A 14920-nucleotide genomic window follows, 5' to 3' on the forward strand; every position below is an offset into this window, starting at 1 on the left:
CGGGGCTTCAGATCACTCAGTTGATCGCAAAGCCTGCCTTCAACAGCGGCGTCGGGTCATAGAAAAAACGTTCGAACACCACCTGATTGCCTTTCCAGGATTGCAGGGCCAGCTCTTCGATCCGTACCCGCTCGCCGTTCTTCAGCGTCCATTCGGCGTGCCATTCGATAACCACCAGGTTGCCGTCGATCAGCACGCTGGGTGCGCTGATTTCATGGACGGCGCTGGTCCACTCGGCAGCTTCTGTGTTGCGCGCAAGGCTCGCGGCACGGCCGATACGCGGTGGCTGGTTGTTCTCCTGAATAACCACGTCTTCAGCGTAGAACGCCAGCAAGGCGGCTTCGGATCGGCCCTCGACGGTGTAGCGAATCAGTTGCTCGATGATGTCCTTATCAGGCATTTCGTACCTCCAGTGCGGTGTTGGCGGATGGGTGAGTGCCCTCGCGCAGCGGCATGCGTTGCAGGGCGATGCCGATCACGATCATCAGCACCAGGCCCAGCCCTGCGGTGCAGATGAACAGGCTGGCATAACCCAGCCAACCGGCCAGCATGCCGGCCAGCATGCCAGCGCCGATGTTGAACACCTGCTCGGTGCATTGCAGCACGGTGAAGTCAGTGCCGGCCTGTTCAGTGGACGCCCAGCGCATGAACAGTGTGAAGAACGCCACGTAGGCGACGCCTGCGGCCACCGAGTTGATCAGCTCGACCACCAGCGCCAGGTTGAAGTCCAGTTTCAGCCCCGTGGCGGGCAACAGCCACAGCAGGATCGAGCAGGCCGACAGCAGACCGGCGATCCAGGCCACCCGGCGTACGCCGAAACGCTCGATCAACAGGCTGCCGAAGGGCGCGCTGAACAGGGCGATGCACAGCGTGCCCGCACCGTTGATGGTGCCGATCTCGCTCATCGACAGGCCGCCGTCGACCATCAGTGGGCCGATCATGCTGCCTTTCATGGTGGTGGCGAAGAAGAACGTTGCCGCCACCAGAATCGCCCAACCGGCACCCGGCCTTGCGAGCATGCGCCAGAGGCTGGCGTGTCGTGCGCCGCTGCCTTCAGGCCCCACGGCGCGAGGCTGTCGGGGCGCGTCCGGGCCGCCGATCACCGGCGCCGTGCACAACAAGACCAGCGCGCCCAGAATGACGAAGGTCAGGGCTTGCCCACCGTGTTCGTACAGGGTCACGGTCAAGGCGCCGCCGAGCATCATGCCCACCGAGAACCCGCCGATCTGCAGGGCGTTGGCCCAGCCCAGTGCGCGGCCTTGCAGCAGCTCGATGGCCAAGCCATCGGTGGCGATGTCCTGTGTTGCACTGAGCGTGTTGGCCAGAAACAGCAGCGCCAGCATCCAGGCCCCGACGCCGCCGCTTTGCGGCAACAGCGCGATGACCAAGAAGATCGCCGCAAGGCCCACCTGCATGGGCACGATCCAGCTGCGTCGGGGGCCAAGCCGCCCGCCGTCGAAGCGGTCGACCCACGGCGCCCAGAGGAACTTCACCGCCCACGGCAGCACCAGCAGACCGAGCATGCCGATCATTTGCAGTGAAACGCCCTGAGCCCGCAGGATGACCGGCAGTGCTACGAAGCCCAGGCCGATGGGCAAGCCCTGCGAGACGTACAGCGCACCGAGCATGATCAACGTGCGTCGGGTCCGCTGGCGCGGCGAATGTTGTGTCGTGTCTTTCATCAGAGCTTCCAGTCCACAGCGACGCCCACGGTTCGCGGCTCGCCAGCGGTTGTGTAGTCAAAGCCCCAGTTGTCCAGGGCGGCGAAGGTGCGGTAGTCCTTGTCGAACAGGTTGTTGACGAACACGCTGACGCCCACACCGTCCTTGCTCAGGCCCGCGCGCACGTTGGTCAGGCCGTAGGCGTTCTGTTGGAGCTCGTTCTGGATGTCGAAATACTGCTTGCCGGTGTACTGGTATTCGGCGCGAACCTGCGCACGTACCGGCAGGCTCTGCAGCGGCCAGCTGTACTGCGCGGCAACTCCTGCGCTGATGTCGGGGGTGTAGACCAGGCGGTTGCCGGACTGGCTGACACCCTTGGCGTCGGTCAGGTCGTCGTACTTGCCGTGGGTGGCGGCAAAGAAACCAGAGAACTCCAGACCTTCAGTGGGCGCCCAGCGCGACTCCAGCTCCAGCCCTTGGCTATGGGCTTTACCGGCATTGTCGGTGACCACCTGGCCAGGTCCGGCGACGGACTTGATCTGCAGGTCGCGCCAGTCGATGTAGAACAGGGCAGCGTTGAACATCAGCGTGTTGTCGAGCCACTGCGACTTGAAGCCGGTTTCGTAGCTCCACAGGTATTCAGGGTCGTACTCGCGCACGTTGGAGGTCAGCCGGTCGAAGCCACCGGAGCGCGCGCCGCGAGTGGCGGAGGCATACACCTGGCGGTCCTCATCCAGGTGGTAGGCGAGGGCGAGCTTGGGCGTGGTCATGGTCGCCGAGCCGCTGCCGGAGAATGGGTTGTTGTTCTCCATCTTGTACTTGTCATGGGACACGCGCGCGCCCAGGGTCAGGTCCAGCTGGTCGGTCAGGCTCAGGGTGGTTTCGCCGTAGGCCGCGGTGCTTTTGGTCTGGTACTTGCTGGTGCTGGTGAACGGGCCGCCGTACATGGCCACATCCATCAGGTAGTCGTAGGTCAGGTCTTTCTTTTCCCAATACACACCGGCCAGCCAGGTCAGGTGACCTCTTTCGCCGCCTTGCAGACGCACGTCCTGGGAAAACTGCCGACCCCACTCCTTGGAGTCGGCCTTGCCGCCACCGGTCTGGGCCACCATCGGGCTGTAGCTCAAATCCTGATGCCCGGTGATGTCGTAGTCGCGCCAGGCGCTGATGGTGCGCAGTTGCGCCCAGCCCAGGTCGTAATTCAGGGTGGCGCTGGCGGCATGGGCGTCGCGCACTTCGTCGTTCTTCGGCTGGATGTCAACCTTGCGCTTTTTGTAGTCATCGAACGGCAGGTAGGCATAGCCGCCCTGATTGACTCGCTCGGCGGAGGCTGCCAAGTCCAGCGACCAGTCATCGCCCGGACGGATGCGCAGGCGCCCGCTGCCCGACCAGGCGTCCAGGTCGTCGATGCCATGACCGTTATCGGCGTAGTCGGTGAAACCGTCGTTCTGCGCATGATCGAAGAACACCTGGCCGAAGACTGTGTCCTCGACCAAGGGGGCGCTGGCGGCAACGCTGGCCTCGCGCTGACCGTGGTTGCCGACGCTGCCGTGCAGGTTGGCCTCGGGCTCGTGACCCGGCTCGCGGCTGGTCAGCTCGATCACCCCGGCGTTGGTGTTGGGTCCGTACAGCGTGCCTTGGGGGCCGCGCAGCACGTGCACCGACTCCAGGTCACCGAGGCGGCGGGTGTATTCGGCGTTGGTCAGCGGCACGCCGTCCAGGTACACGCCCAAGGTGCTGTTGAAGTAGTCCTCACGCACGGTGCTGCCGATGCCGCGCACTGAAGTCATGGAAAAGCGTTGCGAGCCTTGATGGGTCAGCACCAGGTTCGGCGTGCGTCCGGCGATGTCGGTCAGGGTCGTCAAACCGGCATCGTCGATGTCTTTGCGCGATACCACCGAAATCGACGACGGCGCCGCCTGAGCCTTCTCGGCTTGCTCGCGACCCAGTTGCTGGCTGGCGTTCAGGCGCGTGGGGTCAAGCTCTACCACCTGAGGCGCGGTGTCTTGCTGCGTGGCATTGGACGCGGCGATGGCGTCCAGTGCCGTTACCAGTGGCAGCACCGCGAATACCCACGATGCACCGCGCGAAATTGGAACACCCATGCCGCCTTTCCCCTTTCAGATCTGAAGTGCGGCGATGGTGGCAGGCTCAGCATGGGGCTTCAAATGAGAATCTTTCGCAATCTGCTGTTTGTTTTTCGCGATCCGCCAGTGGTTGGCACCGCGACGGTTTGGCCCGCGCCACGTCGCGGGGCGAGCAGGCGTATTTGCGTTTGAACAGGGTCGAGAAATAGGCCGGGCTGTAGCCTATGCGGTACGCGGCCTGGGAACTGCTCAAACGCCCGGATTGCAGGTCTTGGTAGGCCTGGGCCAGGCGCAGATCCTGCAGGCATTCGGTGACCGACTGGCCGAACTGGCGGCGAAAACCTGCGGTCAGCCGACTGCTGCACATGCCCACCTGACGGGCCAGTTCTTCGAGCCCTGGCGGTTTGTCCAGATGGTTCTGCAAGAGCTCGTAAGCCTGTTGCAGACGCTCGACCTCCGGACGTGGCAGGGCGTTGTGTTGCCGCTGTTCGCGGCCCTTTTCGCTCAGGCTGTCGATCACCGTGGCCAAAAGCTCAAGGGATTTACCCTGCATGTACAGCGTGCGGGCGACCCCTTGAAACGGGCAGGAGACGATCTGTTCCAGCATGGCCATCAGCCGGTAATCAGGCACCCAGTCATGCACCACGGCCAGTGACGCGTGATGTATGTCTGCCTCAAGCGCGTGCAGTAATTGCGTGGGAAACTGCAGAAACACCGCCTGTACGCGGCTGTTACGGGTGACCTGATGCCGCGCCTGCCAAGGCTGTAGCGCGTGGACGACGAAACTGCGCGCGCCGCTGCAATCGATCACTTGATGCTGGCCGAGGCTGAAACTGATGCCACTGCCCACCAGAAACCCGGCACAGATACCGGCGCAGGTTTCGCTGCTCCAATGCGCTTCGACATGGGTTTCGATCAGGCCTATCGGCAGCTTCAGACCATTGGCGCTTTCGACCTGTTCATAGCGCAGGCTGCCACCGCCTTGCAGTGGCTGGATCCGAAGAGCAGGGGCAGAGGCAGGGCGGTCCATGGAAACCTCGGTAGATATCAGAAGGCCACGGTAGGAAAAATCAAGTCGCAATGCAACTTGTTATCAAATGAAAATCATTTCTGTTATGCGGCGCGGAAGCGGGGGGTGAGGTGAGCAGCGTTTGGGGAGTGTTCAGTACACCAGGGGCGATTCACTGCAGGGCAAGGACTGCGTCTACAGACGAACAGGTTAATTGAAGCGGGTTGAATGCCATTGCTTTCACAGGTGTCCCGATTCCTTGCAAGCCCATTCCAACAACACGCTAGACGTCAGGCAGTCGATCGGAACCAGGACACTTCACACGCTGCGCTACTACCCGCGAATCCGCTGCAGGCGAGCGCGTCCGGCATCGGTGATGGCGGTTTCTCCGTCGTCGCTGATGCGGTAGCGACCTGAAGGCAGTTTGCTGATGGAGAACCTGACCAGCCCGCTCCTGGACAGGGCTTCTCCCACTTCGAAACTCATGGCCTGTTCCAGATCGAACAGTTTGATCTCGCCGATCTTGAAGCGGGTGAACGCTATCAGTGCCGAGTCCAGCGCGGCTTGATCGACTTCGTGAACCTGTTGCATTTGACCTCCTGGTCGGAATCGTCCAGACCCGCTGGCTTGCAGGCAACGGGCCTGGAAGTTCGTTGGAAGGCAGACGCTACTACGGACCTGATTGAGAGGGGTACTGGCTTTGCGTCCAGGCTGGATGCGCGGCCAGCCGTCATGTAGCGGCTGCGCCTACATTCCCGAGTTATTTTCCTTACAGACCAGGTTCACGTTTCCGCAGGGGTAAGGTATGCTCGCCACATTACTGGATAGATATACAGTTAAAGGAGTGGGGCATGGCTACGCAATGGACTTCAACGCCGACGCTGCGCGAAGAGATGACCGGCGTTGAGCGTCTGAGTCTGAGGATTTCCTCGATGATCAACCATCCGGTGGCGCAGATGCAGCGCTGGGTGACGATCCACCCACTGGACTCGGACGCCCAGGCCGACTGGCAGGAGGTGCTGGGGCAACTGGACGAGACGCCGGAGTTGCAATTGCAGCATCACGCTGATGGTACCGTGACGGTGCGCTGGCAGCGTGGGGCAGGCGCGCTGGGCGACGGTGAGCGGGACGGCGACGAAGACTCCACAGCCACGCCACCGTTTTGAGCGCAGGGTGAGCGCTAGACCAGATGCGCGTTCCACACCAACAGCACGCGCGCCTGAATGTAGGTGTCGTCGACGCGGATGTCTTCCACCGGGTGATGGGTGTTGTCGGAAATCATCTTGAAGTGGTCACGACCTTTGCGTTGCAGGCGCTTGATGTAGAGCATGTCGTGATGGGAGAACAGGTAGATGCCATCGCCGACGAACTCGCGAATGCTCATGTCCACCAGCAACGGATCGCGATGCTTGATGGTCGGCGCCATCGACTGACCCCAGCCGGTGACCAGCTTCAGGTGGTAGTGCTCGGTGAACGACACGCCCATCTCGCGTAGACGCTTGGGGCTCACCCGCACATCCTGCAGCATCTCGGGATAGTCGTGGGGCACCTGGCCGCCGCCCATGGCAGCGCGGATGTCGTAGTGGGCGACCCAGACTTCATCGCCCACCAGGCGGGTGCCCGAGTCGACCTCGGCAAGCAGATTGCCAGTGGCGGGTTCTTCTGCGGCCGCCAGCAGCCGCTCGCGGGCCTGGCTGGAAAGTGCGGTGCCTTTCTTGGCGAGCATTTCCCTGACCATGTCGGCTGCACTCAGGGGCGTCGTCGACGCTGCACTGGGTGCTGGAGTGTCCAACAGCAATTGCGAAGGGTCGACGCCCAGTGCAGCGGCCATGGCCGAGATGTCTGCCAGGGTGGGCTCACGGGTGCCTGCCTCGTAGTTGCCGACGCGCGACTGGGATTTCCAGCCACAGGCCTCGGCCAGCTGTGCTTGGGACAGCCCGCAGGCATTGCGCAGACGCTTGATGCGTTGACTCAACGATTCATTCATAGGGTCGAATTTCATCACGAAACGAGATATCTGGCTTTCACTTATCGTGTTTACATTGACCACGAATAGTGATTATTCTGCCGCCTCAGCGCCCGTGCCGAGGTCACCGCATTTCCCACCAGGCGCTTGAATTCATCCGCCAGCCTGCGCTTCACATCCGGTGGGGCAGGGCACGAATCCGAGGCCCACCATGCATCACTCATCTCCCCGCGTTGCATCTTCACTCTGGAGTCGCAACCTCAACCCTCGACCGGTCCCCACCACGCTCCGAGTTGGCAACGCCACCCAGGAGGCCGCGCCATGCAACTGAACACCGCTCGTCAAGCCTGGCATGACTGCACCTACGGCAGTTGGGGCGCGCAGAGCGCCTTCGCAGCTCAGTTGACTCAGTTGGGCACGCGCATCCAGACCACCACCGGCCAGCGACATGCCGCACGCGCCGTGCATCAGGCGCTGGCCGGCGCTATTCAGGCCGCCATCGCCAGCTTGAGCCGGCCTTTGCGAGCGTTCGGCAACTACCTTTATGCGCCGCACGTGGAAGCGTGGGAACAGCAAGCCGCTGAACTGGCCGTGTTCTTGCTGGTCCAGCAGCGCGGCAAGCGCATGACCGCCACCAAGCGCGAAAAGCTCGAGGTGCTGGTCAAGGGCGTACTGCTTCGCTACCGCTACATGCACCAGGGCGGACAGTCGGCCAATGTCGATCCATTGGCCGCCCCGGAAGCGTTTCGCGGCTGGCTGCAAGCACACTACCAACTCAGCCTGAGCGCGGTGCGCTGGGAACGGGAGTGGGGCGGCTATGTACGCCTGGCGTTCGACTGCTGCGAGGACCTGGACAAGCAGGCACTGGCGCCAATAGCCACAAGAATCCACGCAATGAAAAAAAAGTGACAATCACGTATTGTGTTTAAGCTCGGTTGGTGGCAGTATTTCTCCATCGTCACAGATTTACCTCCAGACCCGCACTGACACAGACCCGGCCAACGCGCCGGGTTTTTTCTGCCTATGGAGAATGTGCTGTGACCACCGACCGTTTTCTTGCCCGCCACAGGAGCCGAGCGCATGGATTTTTTTCACCGCCTGCTCGACAAGTTCGATCTGGGCATTGCCGGCCTGATGGGCGCGCTGATCGCCACCCGCTGGCACAAGGATGACCTCACCGATCGCAAGTCCTGGCTGCTGTTTCTGCTCACGGGCATGGCCTGCGCGCATTATCTGACCGGCATGGTCAGCAGCTATTTCGCCATCAGCGAACCGCGCAGCGTGGCAGGTGTGGGCTTTTTGCTCGGAACCTTCGGCGGTTCGCTGATCGCCGCCATCACCCGTGCGATCAAGGCCGCCGATCTGTGGGCGGTGATCAAGTCGAAGTTCGGAGGGCCAAGCGCATGATCCTCGAATACAGCAATGCCGCTGCCGCCGGTGCGATCGCCTGGTGGGCGACCTGGGCGGTACTGAGCGGCAAGGTTCGCGACGGGGTCATCGGCAAGCTGCTCTATGTGGTGATCGCCCTGAGCGGCTATGCGCTGCTGGCCCGCGCCGAGTACCCGCTGTTCAGCGTCGGCACGGCAGGGGTGACCTTGCACATCGCCCTTGCGCTTGCCGGTCTGCGGCACATGTTCATGCTCACTTACTGGCCAGCGTTCAGGCGCTGGCTTGAGCGACGTATCACCGGCGCGCACTGCAAGCGCGACCACTGAGTTCCACCGCTGCACCGCAACACCCACAACCCGCCCCGAGCGGGTTTTTTCGTTTCTATCCAAAGGAAAACACCATGACTGAACGCTTCCCTCTGCCCAATGGCGCCGTACTGGAAATCGCTGGCACCCTCGGCCAGGCCGTCCCCTTCAGCGCCCTGAGCAACGCGGCCAAACCGGCAGCGACCGCCAAAGGCCACACCTTGAAAAACGGCGACATCGTGCTGATCAACTCAGGTTGGTCGCTGGTCAACAACCGCGCCACCCGCGTCAGCGACGTGGCGACCGATACCTTCGTCCTCGACGGCCTGGACACCTCCAGCGTTGCCCGTTACACCCCAGGTGCCGGTATCGGCAAGGTGGTGGCAGCGTCCAACTGGACGCAGATCTCCAAGGTCACGGCCTTCGCTTCCAGTGGCGGTGAGCAGCAGTACCTCACCGTCGGCTACCTGGATGACGATGACGACCGCCAGTACCCCACCAACCGTACCCCGACCACCCTGGCGATCACGGTCGAAGACCAGCCTTCGGCGGCCTATGTCGGCCTGGTCGAAGGTTACGGTGACGCCCGCCAGTTGGCGGTGGTGCGTCTGAAGCTGCCAAGCGGCGATCAGATTCTCTACACCGGCTACGTGACCATCACCAGCTCGCCGACCATGGAGCGCAACAACCTGATGACCCGCACCGTCAGCATTGCGCTGTCCAACCGCCCCGTGCGCTACCTGGCAGCTTAAGGAGTTCCCATGGCGAAGATCAGCATTGCGCAAAATCCTACGTTCAGCGCTGCCGTGCAGCTGCCGCGGGTGGGCGGCGAAGCGGTGGCGGTGCAGTTCCAGTTCCGTTACCTCGATCGCCTGGCCCTGGCCGAGTTGTTCGATCAGTGGAACAGCACCCGGGAGACGCTGGCGGCACGTGCAGCGCAACCCGATACCCGCTGGGCTGAGATGACCGCCGACGAGATCGCCTTCCAGGCCGAACAGCTCAAGGCGATCGTGCTGGGCTGGGAGCTGGACGATCCGTTCGACGATGCCGCCTTGCGTGAGCTGGTGCAGACCTGCGCTGGCGCACCCAAGGCGGTCATCGATGCCTATCAGGGCGCCTACAGCTCGGCTCGCCTGGGAAACTGAGGGCCGCCGCCCGCGCGCTCTACAGCCCCAGTCCCCGGCTGGAGCAGTTGGCCGCGTTCGGCCTGACCTCGTCCGACCTGGTCGCTGACGAGGTCGAGGTCTGGGCCGATGGATGGCCGGCGTTTCGTTTGTTCGAAGCGCTGGGCACCCAGTGGCGGCTGGCACCCAGGGGGCCATCGGGTCTGGATTACACCACGCTGCCGGTCGTGGCCTCGATGCTTGGCATCGGGCGCCGCGACCTGGCTGCGCTGTTTCCCGACCTGCGAGTCATGGAGGCCGAAGCGTTGGCCGTCATGACGCAATCCATGGAGTAGACAATGACAACGATTGCCGAATTGGGGATCCGGATTGACTCCACACAGGCCGCCCAGGCGGCCATCAATCTCGACAAATATACCGCTGCGGTCAAACGCAGCGGCGAGGCAGCCGTCCAGGCCGGTCGCGCCTGGGACCTGACCCTGAGCGGCCTGCAACGTAGCAGTGAGTCCCTGCAGCAGCAGCTCGAAACATTACAGTTCACCGCCCTCGACCTGCCGCAGCAAAGGGCCAGCCTAGGCAACACGGCGCCATCGGCAGCGAGCACTGACGGTGGCGGGCTGATGGGCGTGCTCGAAGGCGCCAACACCACAGCCGACGCCTTCAGGAATGCCCGCGATGCGGTCAACGAAGTGAGCGGAATGATGCCGCCGCTGGCCATGGGCGTGGGTACGGTCGCTGCCGGCGCTGGAGCGGCGGTCGCCGCGATCGGGGCACTGGCCTATGGCTATGTCGCCGGCATGCAGGAAACCGAGGCGTACAACCGGGCGTTGATTCTCAGCGGCGAAGTCGCGGGGGTGAGTGCCAATGCCCTGGCCGACATGGCCGAGCGTCTGGGTGGCGGCAGCGCCACGGTGGGCGAAGCCGCAGCGGCACTCGCCCAGCTGGCCGGCAGCGGCAAGATCGCCGGGGATAACTTCGAGCAGATCGCCAGCGCGGCGCTGGCCATGGAAGACGCCACCGGCAAGGCAGTGTCCACCACCGTCGACGAGTTCGTGAAAATCGCCGAGGACCCGGTCAGTGCTGCCCAGGCGCTCAACGACCAATACCACTTCCTGACGGCTTCGGTGTATTCGCAAATCGCTGCGCTGCAGGAACAGGGCGATGAAACCGGCGCGGCGCAGTTGCTCACCGAGACCTACGCGCAGACTCTTGAAAGCCGCTCGGCGCAAGTCACCGAGAACCTCGGCGCGGTGCAACGTGCCTGGCGCAGCATCAAGAACGAAGCGGCAGGGGCACTGGACACAGTACTCGATATCGGGCGCCAGACCACCGAAGCCCAGCAGATCGCCAAGCTTGAAGCCAAGCTGGCGCGGCCAGCGAACTATTCCACGCATCCGTACTTTGGGCCTGGCAGTAACCGCAAGGCGGATGAGCAGGAGCTGGAGCGCCTGAAGCTTGAGCTCAAGCAGTCCGAGGAGGCGGCTCGACTCAAAGCGCAGAAACAGCGCACTGAGGACGAGGCCATGGCGGGTGTGCAAGTGATCGCCCGCGAGGCCAAGGCATCGATCACGCAGGTCGAACGGTTGCAGAACCGTCTCGACGATTTGCATGCAGCACGCAACAAGGCGGCAGGCGCGGTCGGCGGGATCGCTTCTGATGTACAGGCGCAATTTGAACGCAGCGACCGGGCCTTGCAGGCGCAGATCGAGCGCGCCAAACGCCAGACTACAACCCCAGCGCCTCGGTCGGCCGCCCCCCGCCCTGCAGCCCAGGCGCGCGCAGTCAGTGCACTGGAGGCCAAGCCCTGCACCTGCCCTGGCGAGACCGCGCGTCCGGCAAAGGTGCCAGCTACGGCCTGCGCAAATGAGCCAATGGAGAACGTCGATTATCGCCTCGGCAAGCCGCTGTTCACGCCGTTGCCAGGCCTGGAGCCGCCTGCGGACAAGGATGACGAGAAGGGTGAGAAGGACGCATCCAAGACCGCGCACAGTCTGGGCGAGATCGCAGTCATCTGGGGTGAGAGCGCGTCGAAGGCCTTCGAAAAATTCCGCAACCAGGGACAGGACGTCGCCAAGGACACCGAGGAGCTGTTCGCCAGGACCTTCACCTCGATGGAAGACGCCGTGGTTGCCTTCGCCACCACCGGCAAGTTTTCGTTCTCTGACTTCGCTCAGTCGGTGTTGGCCGACATGGCCAAGCTGGCGGCGCGCCAGGCTGCGTCGAGCTTGTTGTCGAGCCTGGCCGGGGCGGCGATCAACATGTTCACCAGTACACCTGCGGCAACTCCAGCCACATTTCCCACTATGGACAATTTCAACTTCGCACTCGAGCCGGGCCCGGACTTCGTGCCGAACACCCCTTTTTCCAAAGGCGGCTACACCGGCAACGGCGGCAAGTACGAGCCTGCCGGCATCGTCCATGGCGGTGAGTTCGTCCTGCGCAAGGAAATCGTCAGCCGTCCCGGCATGCGCGACTACCTGGAAAACCTTAACGGCGGCGGCGCCATCGACAGTGGTGGCGGCAGTGCCAGCCAGCCCTTGCTGATGCAGATGACGACGGGCGGTGGCACGGCGATTCAGGTCAGCACGCAGGTCAACGTCCATACCCAGGATCGCAGCGGGCAGGGCATGCAGCTCGACCAGCAGACCCTGCAACAGCAGATGGAGAAACAGATGAAAAGCGCAGCAGAACGGGCGGTGGCCGATTCCTGGCGACCGGGCGGCCTGAGTCATCGCAGCAGTCAAGGGAGGCGCTGATGGCAATCGAAACCTTTACCTGGCCGACCGAGCGTGGCGAGGCCGCCGAGATTCAATACCGCACCCGCGAAGCACGCTTCGCCGGGGGCTACCGGCAAGTGGTCGGCGACGGCCCGAACAACCGCGAAGACCGTTACCCGGTGACCCTCACCGGCTCGGCGGCCGAGTTGCGCACGATCCTGGCATTTTTCGATCGGCATGCTGGCGCCAAGGCCTTCCTGTGGACGCCACCGCTGGGTGGCACCGGTTTGTTCACCTGCGCCGATCCGCGTCCGACGCCGATCGGTGCCGGCCTGTTCAAGCTCAGCGCCACCTTCGCCCGTGCGTTTCATCCCTGAGGAGGTCATATGTCATTGATCAAAGACCTGCAGAGCCTGGAGCCGGGCAACGAGGTGCTGTTGTTCGAGCTCGATGGCTCGGAATTCGGCACCGACGTGCTGCGCTTCCACGGCCATGCCATTGCCCACAGCGCTGAAGAACTGCGCCAGGCCGGCGCCGATGCCGACCAACTGCCGGCCAAGTCGATCTGGTGGCAGGGCCAGGAATACGCCGCCTGGCCGATGCAGCTCGACGGCATCGCCGCCAATGGCGATGGCACGGCAGTGCGACCCACGCTCACCGTCGGCAACATCGGCGGGCGCATCACCGCGCTGTGCCTGGCCTTCGACAACCTGCTGGAGTTTCGCCTGACCATCCGCCATACCCTGGCGCATTACCTGGATGCCGCCAATTTCCCCGAGGGCAACACCCAGGCCGACCCCAACGAGGAGGCCATCGAGGTCTGGTACATCGATCAGAAAGTCTCGGAGAACGGTACTGCGGTCAGCTGGGAGCTGGCCAGCCCCGGCGATGTGGGCGGCGAGAGCATTGGCCGACAGATGACTCAGCTCTGCCACTGGGCGATGACCGCGGGCTACCGTGGCCCTGATTGCGGTTACACCGGCGCCTATTTCGACCTGGACGGCAAGCCCACCGACGATCCTGCCAAAGACCACTGCAACGGTTGCCTGGACTCAGGCTGCACGGTGCGCTGGGGCCGTGGCAACCCTATCCCTTTCGGCGGCTTTCCCGCCGTCTCGCTGATTGCGCGGAGTTGATCATGCACCCTGAGCTTCTCCACGCCGTGCAGCTGCACGCCGCCGCGCAGTACCCCCGCGAGTGTTGCGGGCTGGTGGTTGCCGTCGGCGAGCAGCAGCGCTACCTGCCGTGCGACAACGTCGCCGGCGACCCCAGCGAGGCATTTCGCATCAGCCCCGAGCAGTACGCCGAGGCAGAGGACACTGGCGAGATCATCGCCATCGTCCATTCCCATCCTGACGCCACCAGCCAGCCATCGCCCCGTGACCTGGCGATGTGCGAAGCCAGTGGCCTACCGTGGCACATCCTGTCCTGGCCGGAAGGCGATCTGCGCACGCTGACCCCCACCGGCCATACGCCCTTGCTCGGACGCCCGTTCGTTCACGGCGCCTGGGATTGCTGGCAGGTCTGCGCCGACTGGTACCAGCGTGAGTGGGGCCTGAGCTTTCCCAGCTATGCAAGGGAGGAGGGTTGGTGGGAGCACGCCGACGGTCCCAGTCTGTACGAGCAGGCCTATGCGGCGGCGGGCTTTCATCAGGTCAGCGAGCCACAGCGCGGCGACCTGATCGTCATGGCCATCGGCCGCACCGCCCACCCGAACCACGCGGGTATCTACCTGGGCAACGATCCGGGTTTGCCTGAAGAGTCCAGCGAGGTGTATGGCGCCGGGCCCTTTTTGCTGCATCACCTGCTGGGCCGACCTTCGGAACTGATCGTGTTTGGCGGGCCCTGGCTTGAGCGGACGCGGTTGGTGTTGCGGCATGAAAGCGCCACAACCGATTCATGATCGACTGCGTCCGAGCACGGCGCATTTGCTGCCCATTGCAGGCCCTTGCCCAGTCGTGCCCTTGATCGAACGCACGTCTATCGAGCCGCCGCAAGGCGGTTTTTTTCGTTTGGAGAAAGACCATGAACGCAACCGCGGCTCATTACGAGCCCCTTACCGTGATCAAACTCTCCGGTTCCCTGGCCAGGCGTTTCGGCCGCACCCATCGACGGGCGATCGATTCAGGCTCCAGCTGGGAGGTGTTCCAGGCGCTGAAAAGTACCCTGGCAGGCTTCGAGCAAGAGATCAGGCGCCTCGACCGCCTGGGCCTGCGCTTTGCGGTGTTCCGCAACCAGCAGAATGTCGGTGCCGATGCCTTCGCCCGTTCCGGCACCCGCGAGCTGCGCATCGTGCCGGTGCTCGGTGGCAGCAAGCGCGCCGGTGGCATGCAGACGGTCATTGGCCTGGCGCTGATCATCGTCGCGTCGATCGCCTCGGGCGGCCTGGGCGCAGCATTTGCCGCCAGCGCCGGTGGCTGGGGCTCGGTGGCCGTGGCCGGGGCATCCATGGCACTGGGCGGGGTGATGCAGCTGCTCAGCCCGCAGGCTCAGGGCCTGTCGACCAGCGCCGCTGCCGAGAATCGGCCGTCCTATGCCTTCGGTTCGGCGCGCAACACCACCGCCAGCGGCAATCCGGTGCCGATCTGCATCGGCCAGCGGCGCTGGGGCGGGGCGATCATTTCCGCTTCCATCGAGGCGCAGGACAAAGCCTAGGCCGCTT

The 14920-nt window shown here is 63.6% G+C and carries 18 protein-coding genes; 12 read left to right on the plus strand and 6 right to left on the minus strand.

Annotated elements, in window-relative coordinates:
- Positions 1-16: 16 nt before the first annotated feature.
- From LK03_RS16070 to LK03_RS16090, 5 genes are all read right to left on the minus strand, one after another.
- Positions 17-400 (minus strand): nuclear transport factor 2 family protein, encoded by a 384-nt coding sequence (locus LK03_RS16070; protein ID WP_038413379.1) that lies wholly within the window; start codon positions 398-400, stop codon positions 17-19.
- Positions 393-1682, minus strand: a complete 1290-nt coding sequence (locus LK03_RS16075; protein ID WP_049870519.1) for an MFS transporter — start codon at positions 1680-1682, stop codon at positions 393-395. Before LK03_RS16075 ends, LK03_RS16070 begins: the two co-directional genes overlap by 8 nt.
- Positions 1682-3766, minus strand: a complete 2085-nt coding sequence (locus LK03_RS16080; protein WP_038413380.1) for a TonB-dependent receptor — start codon at positions 3764-3766, stop codon at positions 1682-1684. Before LK03_RS16080 ends, LK03_RS16075 begins: the two co-directional genes overlap by 1 nt.
- A 46-nt stretch (positions 3767-3812) precedes the next feature.
- On the minus strand, positions 3813-4778 hold the full coding sequence (locus LK03_RS21615) for a helix-turn-helix domain-containing protein (protein WP_049870520.1): 966 nt from the start codon (positions 4776-4778) through the stop codon (positions 3813-3815).
- A 312-nt stretch (positions 4779-5090) separates the two neighbouring features.
- Positions 5091-5348 (minus strand): hypothetical protein, encoded by a 258-nt coding sequence (locus LK03_RS16090; protein WP_038413381.1) that lies wholly within the window; start codon positions 5346-5348, stop codon positions 5091-5093.
- Between the two features lie 260 nt (positions 5349-5608).
- On the opposite strand from LK03_RS16090, the gene LK03_RS16095 reads away from it, so the two are divergent.
- Positions 5609-5923 (plus strand): DUF1654 domain-containing protein, encoded by a 315-nt coding sequence (locus LK03_RS16095; RefSeq protein WP_038413382.1) that lies wholly within the window; start codon positions 5609-5611, stop codon positions 5921-5923.
- A 14-nt stretch (positions 5924-5937) separates the two neighbouring features.
- Here the strand turns inward: LK03_RS16095 and LK03_RS16100 are convergent, their stop codons facing one another.
- The gene (locus tag LK03_RS16100) at positions 5938-6744 is read right to left on the minus strand and encodes an XRE family transcriptional regulator (RefSeq protein ID WP_038413383.1); all 807 of its coding nucleotides are present in this window, start codon (positions 6742-6744) and stop codon (positions 5938-5940) included.
- A 300-nt stretch (positions 6745-7044) separates the two neighbouring features.
- Here LK03_RS16100 and LK03_RS16105 point away from each other — a divergent pair, with 300 nt between their 5' ends.
- The 11 genes from LK03_RS16105 (at position 7045) to LK03_RS16155 (ending at position 14913) form a co-directional block, all read left to right on the plus strand.
- Positions 7045-7632: a hypothetical protein gene (locus LK03_RS16105; protein ID WP_038413384.1), complete on the plus strand. Its 588-nt coding sequence runs from the start codon at positions 7045-7047 to the stop codon at positions 7630-7632.
- A gap of 171 nt (positions 7633-7803) precedes the next feature.
- Positions 7804-8130: a hypothetical protein gene (locus LK03_RS16110; RefSeq protein ID WP_038413386.1), complete on the plus strand. Its 327-nt coding sequence runs from the start codon at positions 7804-7806 to the stop codon at positions 8128-8130.
- The gene (locus LK03_RS16115) at positions 8127-8438 is read left to right on the plus strand and encodes a hypothetical protein (RefSeq protein ID WP_038413387.1); all 312 of its coding nucleotides are present in this window, start codon (positions 8127-8129) and stop codon (positions 8436-8438) included. Before LK03_RS16110 ends, LK03_RS16115 begins: the two co-directional genes overlap by 4 nt.
- A gap of 74 nt (positions 8439-8512) precedes the next feature.
- Positions 8513-9169, plus strand: a complete 657-nt coding sequence (locus tag LK03_RS16120) for a phage tail protein (RefSeq protein ID WP_038413388.1) — start codon at positions 8513-8515, stop codon at positions 9167-9169.
- 9 nt (positions 9170-9178) lie between these two features.
- Positions 9179-9562, plus strand: coding sequence for a phage tail assembly chaperone (locus LK03_RS16125; RefSeq protein WP_028693951.1), 384 nt, complete (start codon positions 9179-9181; stop codon positions 9560-9562).
- A 47-nt stretch (positions 9563-9609) separates the two neighbouring features.
- Entirely contained in the window at positions 9610-9876 is a 267-nt protein-coding gene (locus LK03_RS16130) for a DUF1799 domain-containing protein (protein WP_038413389.1), read from the plus strand.
- 3 nt (positions 9877-9879) lie between these two features.
- Positions 9880-12297: a phage tail length tape measure family protein gene (locus tag LK03_RS22560; RefSeq protein WP_049870521.1), complete on the plus strand. Its 2418-nt coding sequence runs from the start codon at positions 9880-9882 to the stop codon at positions 12295-12297.
- Entirely contained in the window at positions 12297-12635 is a 339-nt protein-coding gene (locus tag LK03_RS16140; RefSeq protein ID WP_038413390.1) for a phage tail protein, read from the plus strand. Before LK03_RS22560 ends, LK03_RS16140 begins: the two co-directional genes overlap by 1 nt.
- Positions 12636-12644: 9 nt before the next feature.
- Positions 12645-13394: a phage minor tail protein L gene (locus LK03_RS16145; RefSeq protein WP_038413391.1), complete on the plus strand. Its 750-nt coding sequence runs from the start codon at positions 12645-12647 to the stop codon at positions 13392-13394.
- Positions 13395-13396: 2 nt separating this feature from the next.
- On the plus strand, positions 13397-14161 hold the full coding sequence (locus LK03_RS16150; RefSeq protein WP_038413392.1) for a C40 family peptidase: 765 nt from the start codon (positions 13397-13399) through the stop codon (positions 14159-14161).
- 122 nt (positions 14162-14283) lie between these two features.
- Positions 14284-14913, plus strand: a complete 630-nt coding sequence (locus tag LK03_RS16155) for a tail assembly protein (protein WP_038413393.1) — start codon at positions 14284-14286, stop codon at positions 14911-14913.
- The last annotated feature ends 7 nt before the right edge of the window (positions 14914-14920 follow it).

The organism is Pseudomonas cremoricolorata (assembly GCF_000759535.1).
Classification (GTDB): Bacteria; Pseudomonadota; Gammaproteobacteria; order Pseudomonadales; family Pseudomonadaceae; genus Aquipseudomonas; species Aquipseudomonas cremoricolorata_A.

Bases quoted from the DNA above. Each gene is read 5' to 3' on its own strand.
- LK03_RS16125 (WP_028693951.1), top strand. From the start codon at position 9,179: ATGGCGAAGATCAGCATTGCGCAAAATCCTACGTTCAGCGCTGCCGTG.
- LK03_RS16140 (WP_038413390.1), top strand. From the start codon at position 12,297: ATGGCAATCGAAACCTTTACCTGGCCGACCGAGCGTGGCGAGGCCGCC.
- LK03_RS16090 (WP_038413381.1), bottom strand. From the start codon at position 5,348: ATGCAACAGGTTCACGAAGTCGATCAAGCCGCGCTGGACTCGGCACTG.
- LK03_RS16120 (WP_038413388.1), top strand. From the start codon at position 8,513: ATGACTGAACGCTTCCCTCTGCCCAATGGCGCCGTACTGGAAATCGCT.
- LK03_RS16070 (WP_038413379.1), bottom strand. From the start codon at position 400: ATGCCTGATAAGGACATCATCGAGCAACTGATTCGCTACACCGTCGAG.
- LK03_RS16075 (WP_049870519.1), bottom strand. From the start codon at position 1,682: ATGAAAGACACGACACAACATTCGCCGCGCCAGCGGACCCGACGCACG.
- LK03_RS16115 (WP_038413387.1), top strand. From the start codon at position 8,127: ATGATCCTCGAATACAGCAATGCCGCTGCCGCCGGTGCGATCGCCTGG.
- LK03_RS16150 (WP_038413392.1), top strand. From the start codon at position 13,397: ATGCACCCTGAGCTTCTCCACGCCGTGCAGCTGCACGCCGCCGCGCAG.
- LK03_RS16105 (WP_038413384.1), top strand. From the start codon at position 7,045: ATGCAACTGAACACCGCTCGTCAAGCCTGGCATGACTGCACCTACGGC.
- LK03_RS16095 (WP_038413382.1), top strand. From the start codon at position 5,609: ATGGCTACGCAATGGACTTCAACGCCGACGCTGCGCGAAGAGATGACC.
- LK03_RS16145 (WP_038413391.1), top strand. From the start codon at position 12,645: ATGTCATTGATCAAAGACCTGCAGAGCCTGGAGCCGGGCAACGAGGTG.
- LK03_RS16100 (WP_038413383.1), bottom strand. From the start codon at position 6,744: ATGAATGAATCGTTGAGTCAACGCATCAAGCGTCTGCGCAATGCCTGC.
- LK03_RS22560 (WP_049870521.1), top strand. From the start codon at position 9,880: ATGACAACGATTGCCGAATTGGGGATCCGGATTGACTCCACACAGGCC.
- LK03_RS16080 (WP_038413380.1), bottom strand. From the start codon at position 3,766: ATGGGTGTTCCAATTTCGCGCGGTGCATCGTGGGTATTCGCGGTGCTG.
- LK03_RS16110 (WP_038413386.1), top strand. From the start codon at position 7,804: ATGGATTTTTTTCACCGCCTGCTCGACAAGTTCGATCTGGGCATTGCC.
- LK03_RS16155 (WP_038413393.1), top strand. From the start codon at position 14,284: ATGAACGCAACCGCGGCTCATTACGAGCCCCTTACCGTGATCAAACTC.
- LK03_RS21615 (WP_049870520.1), bottom strand. From the start codon at position 4,778: ATGGACCGCCCTGCCTCTGCCCCTGCTCTTCGGATCCAGCCACTGCAA.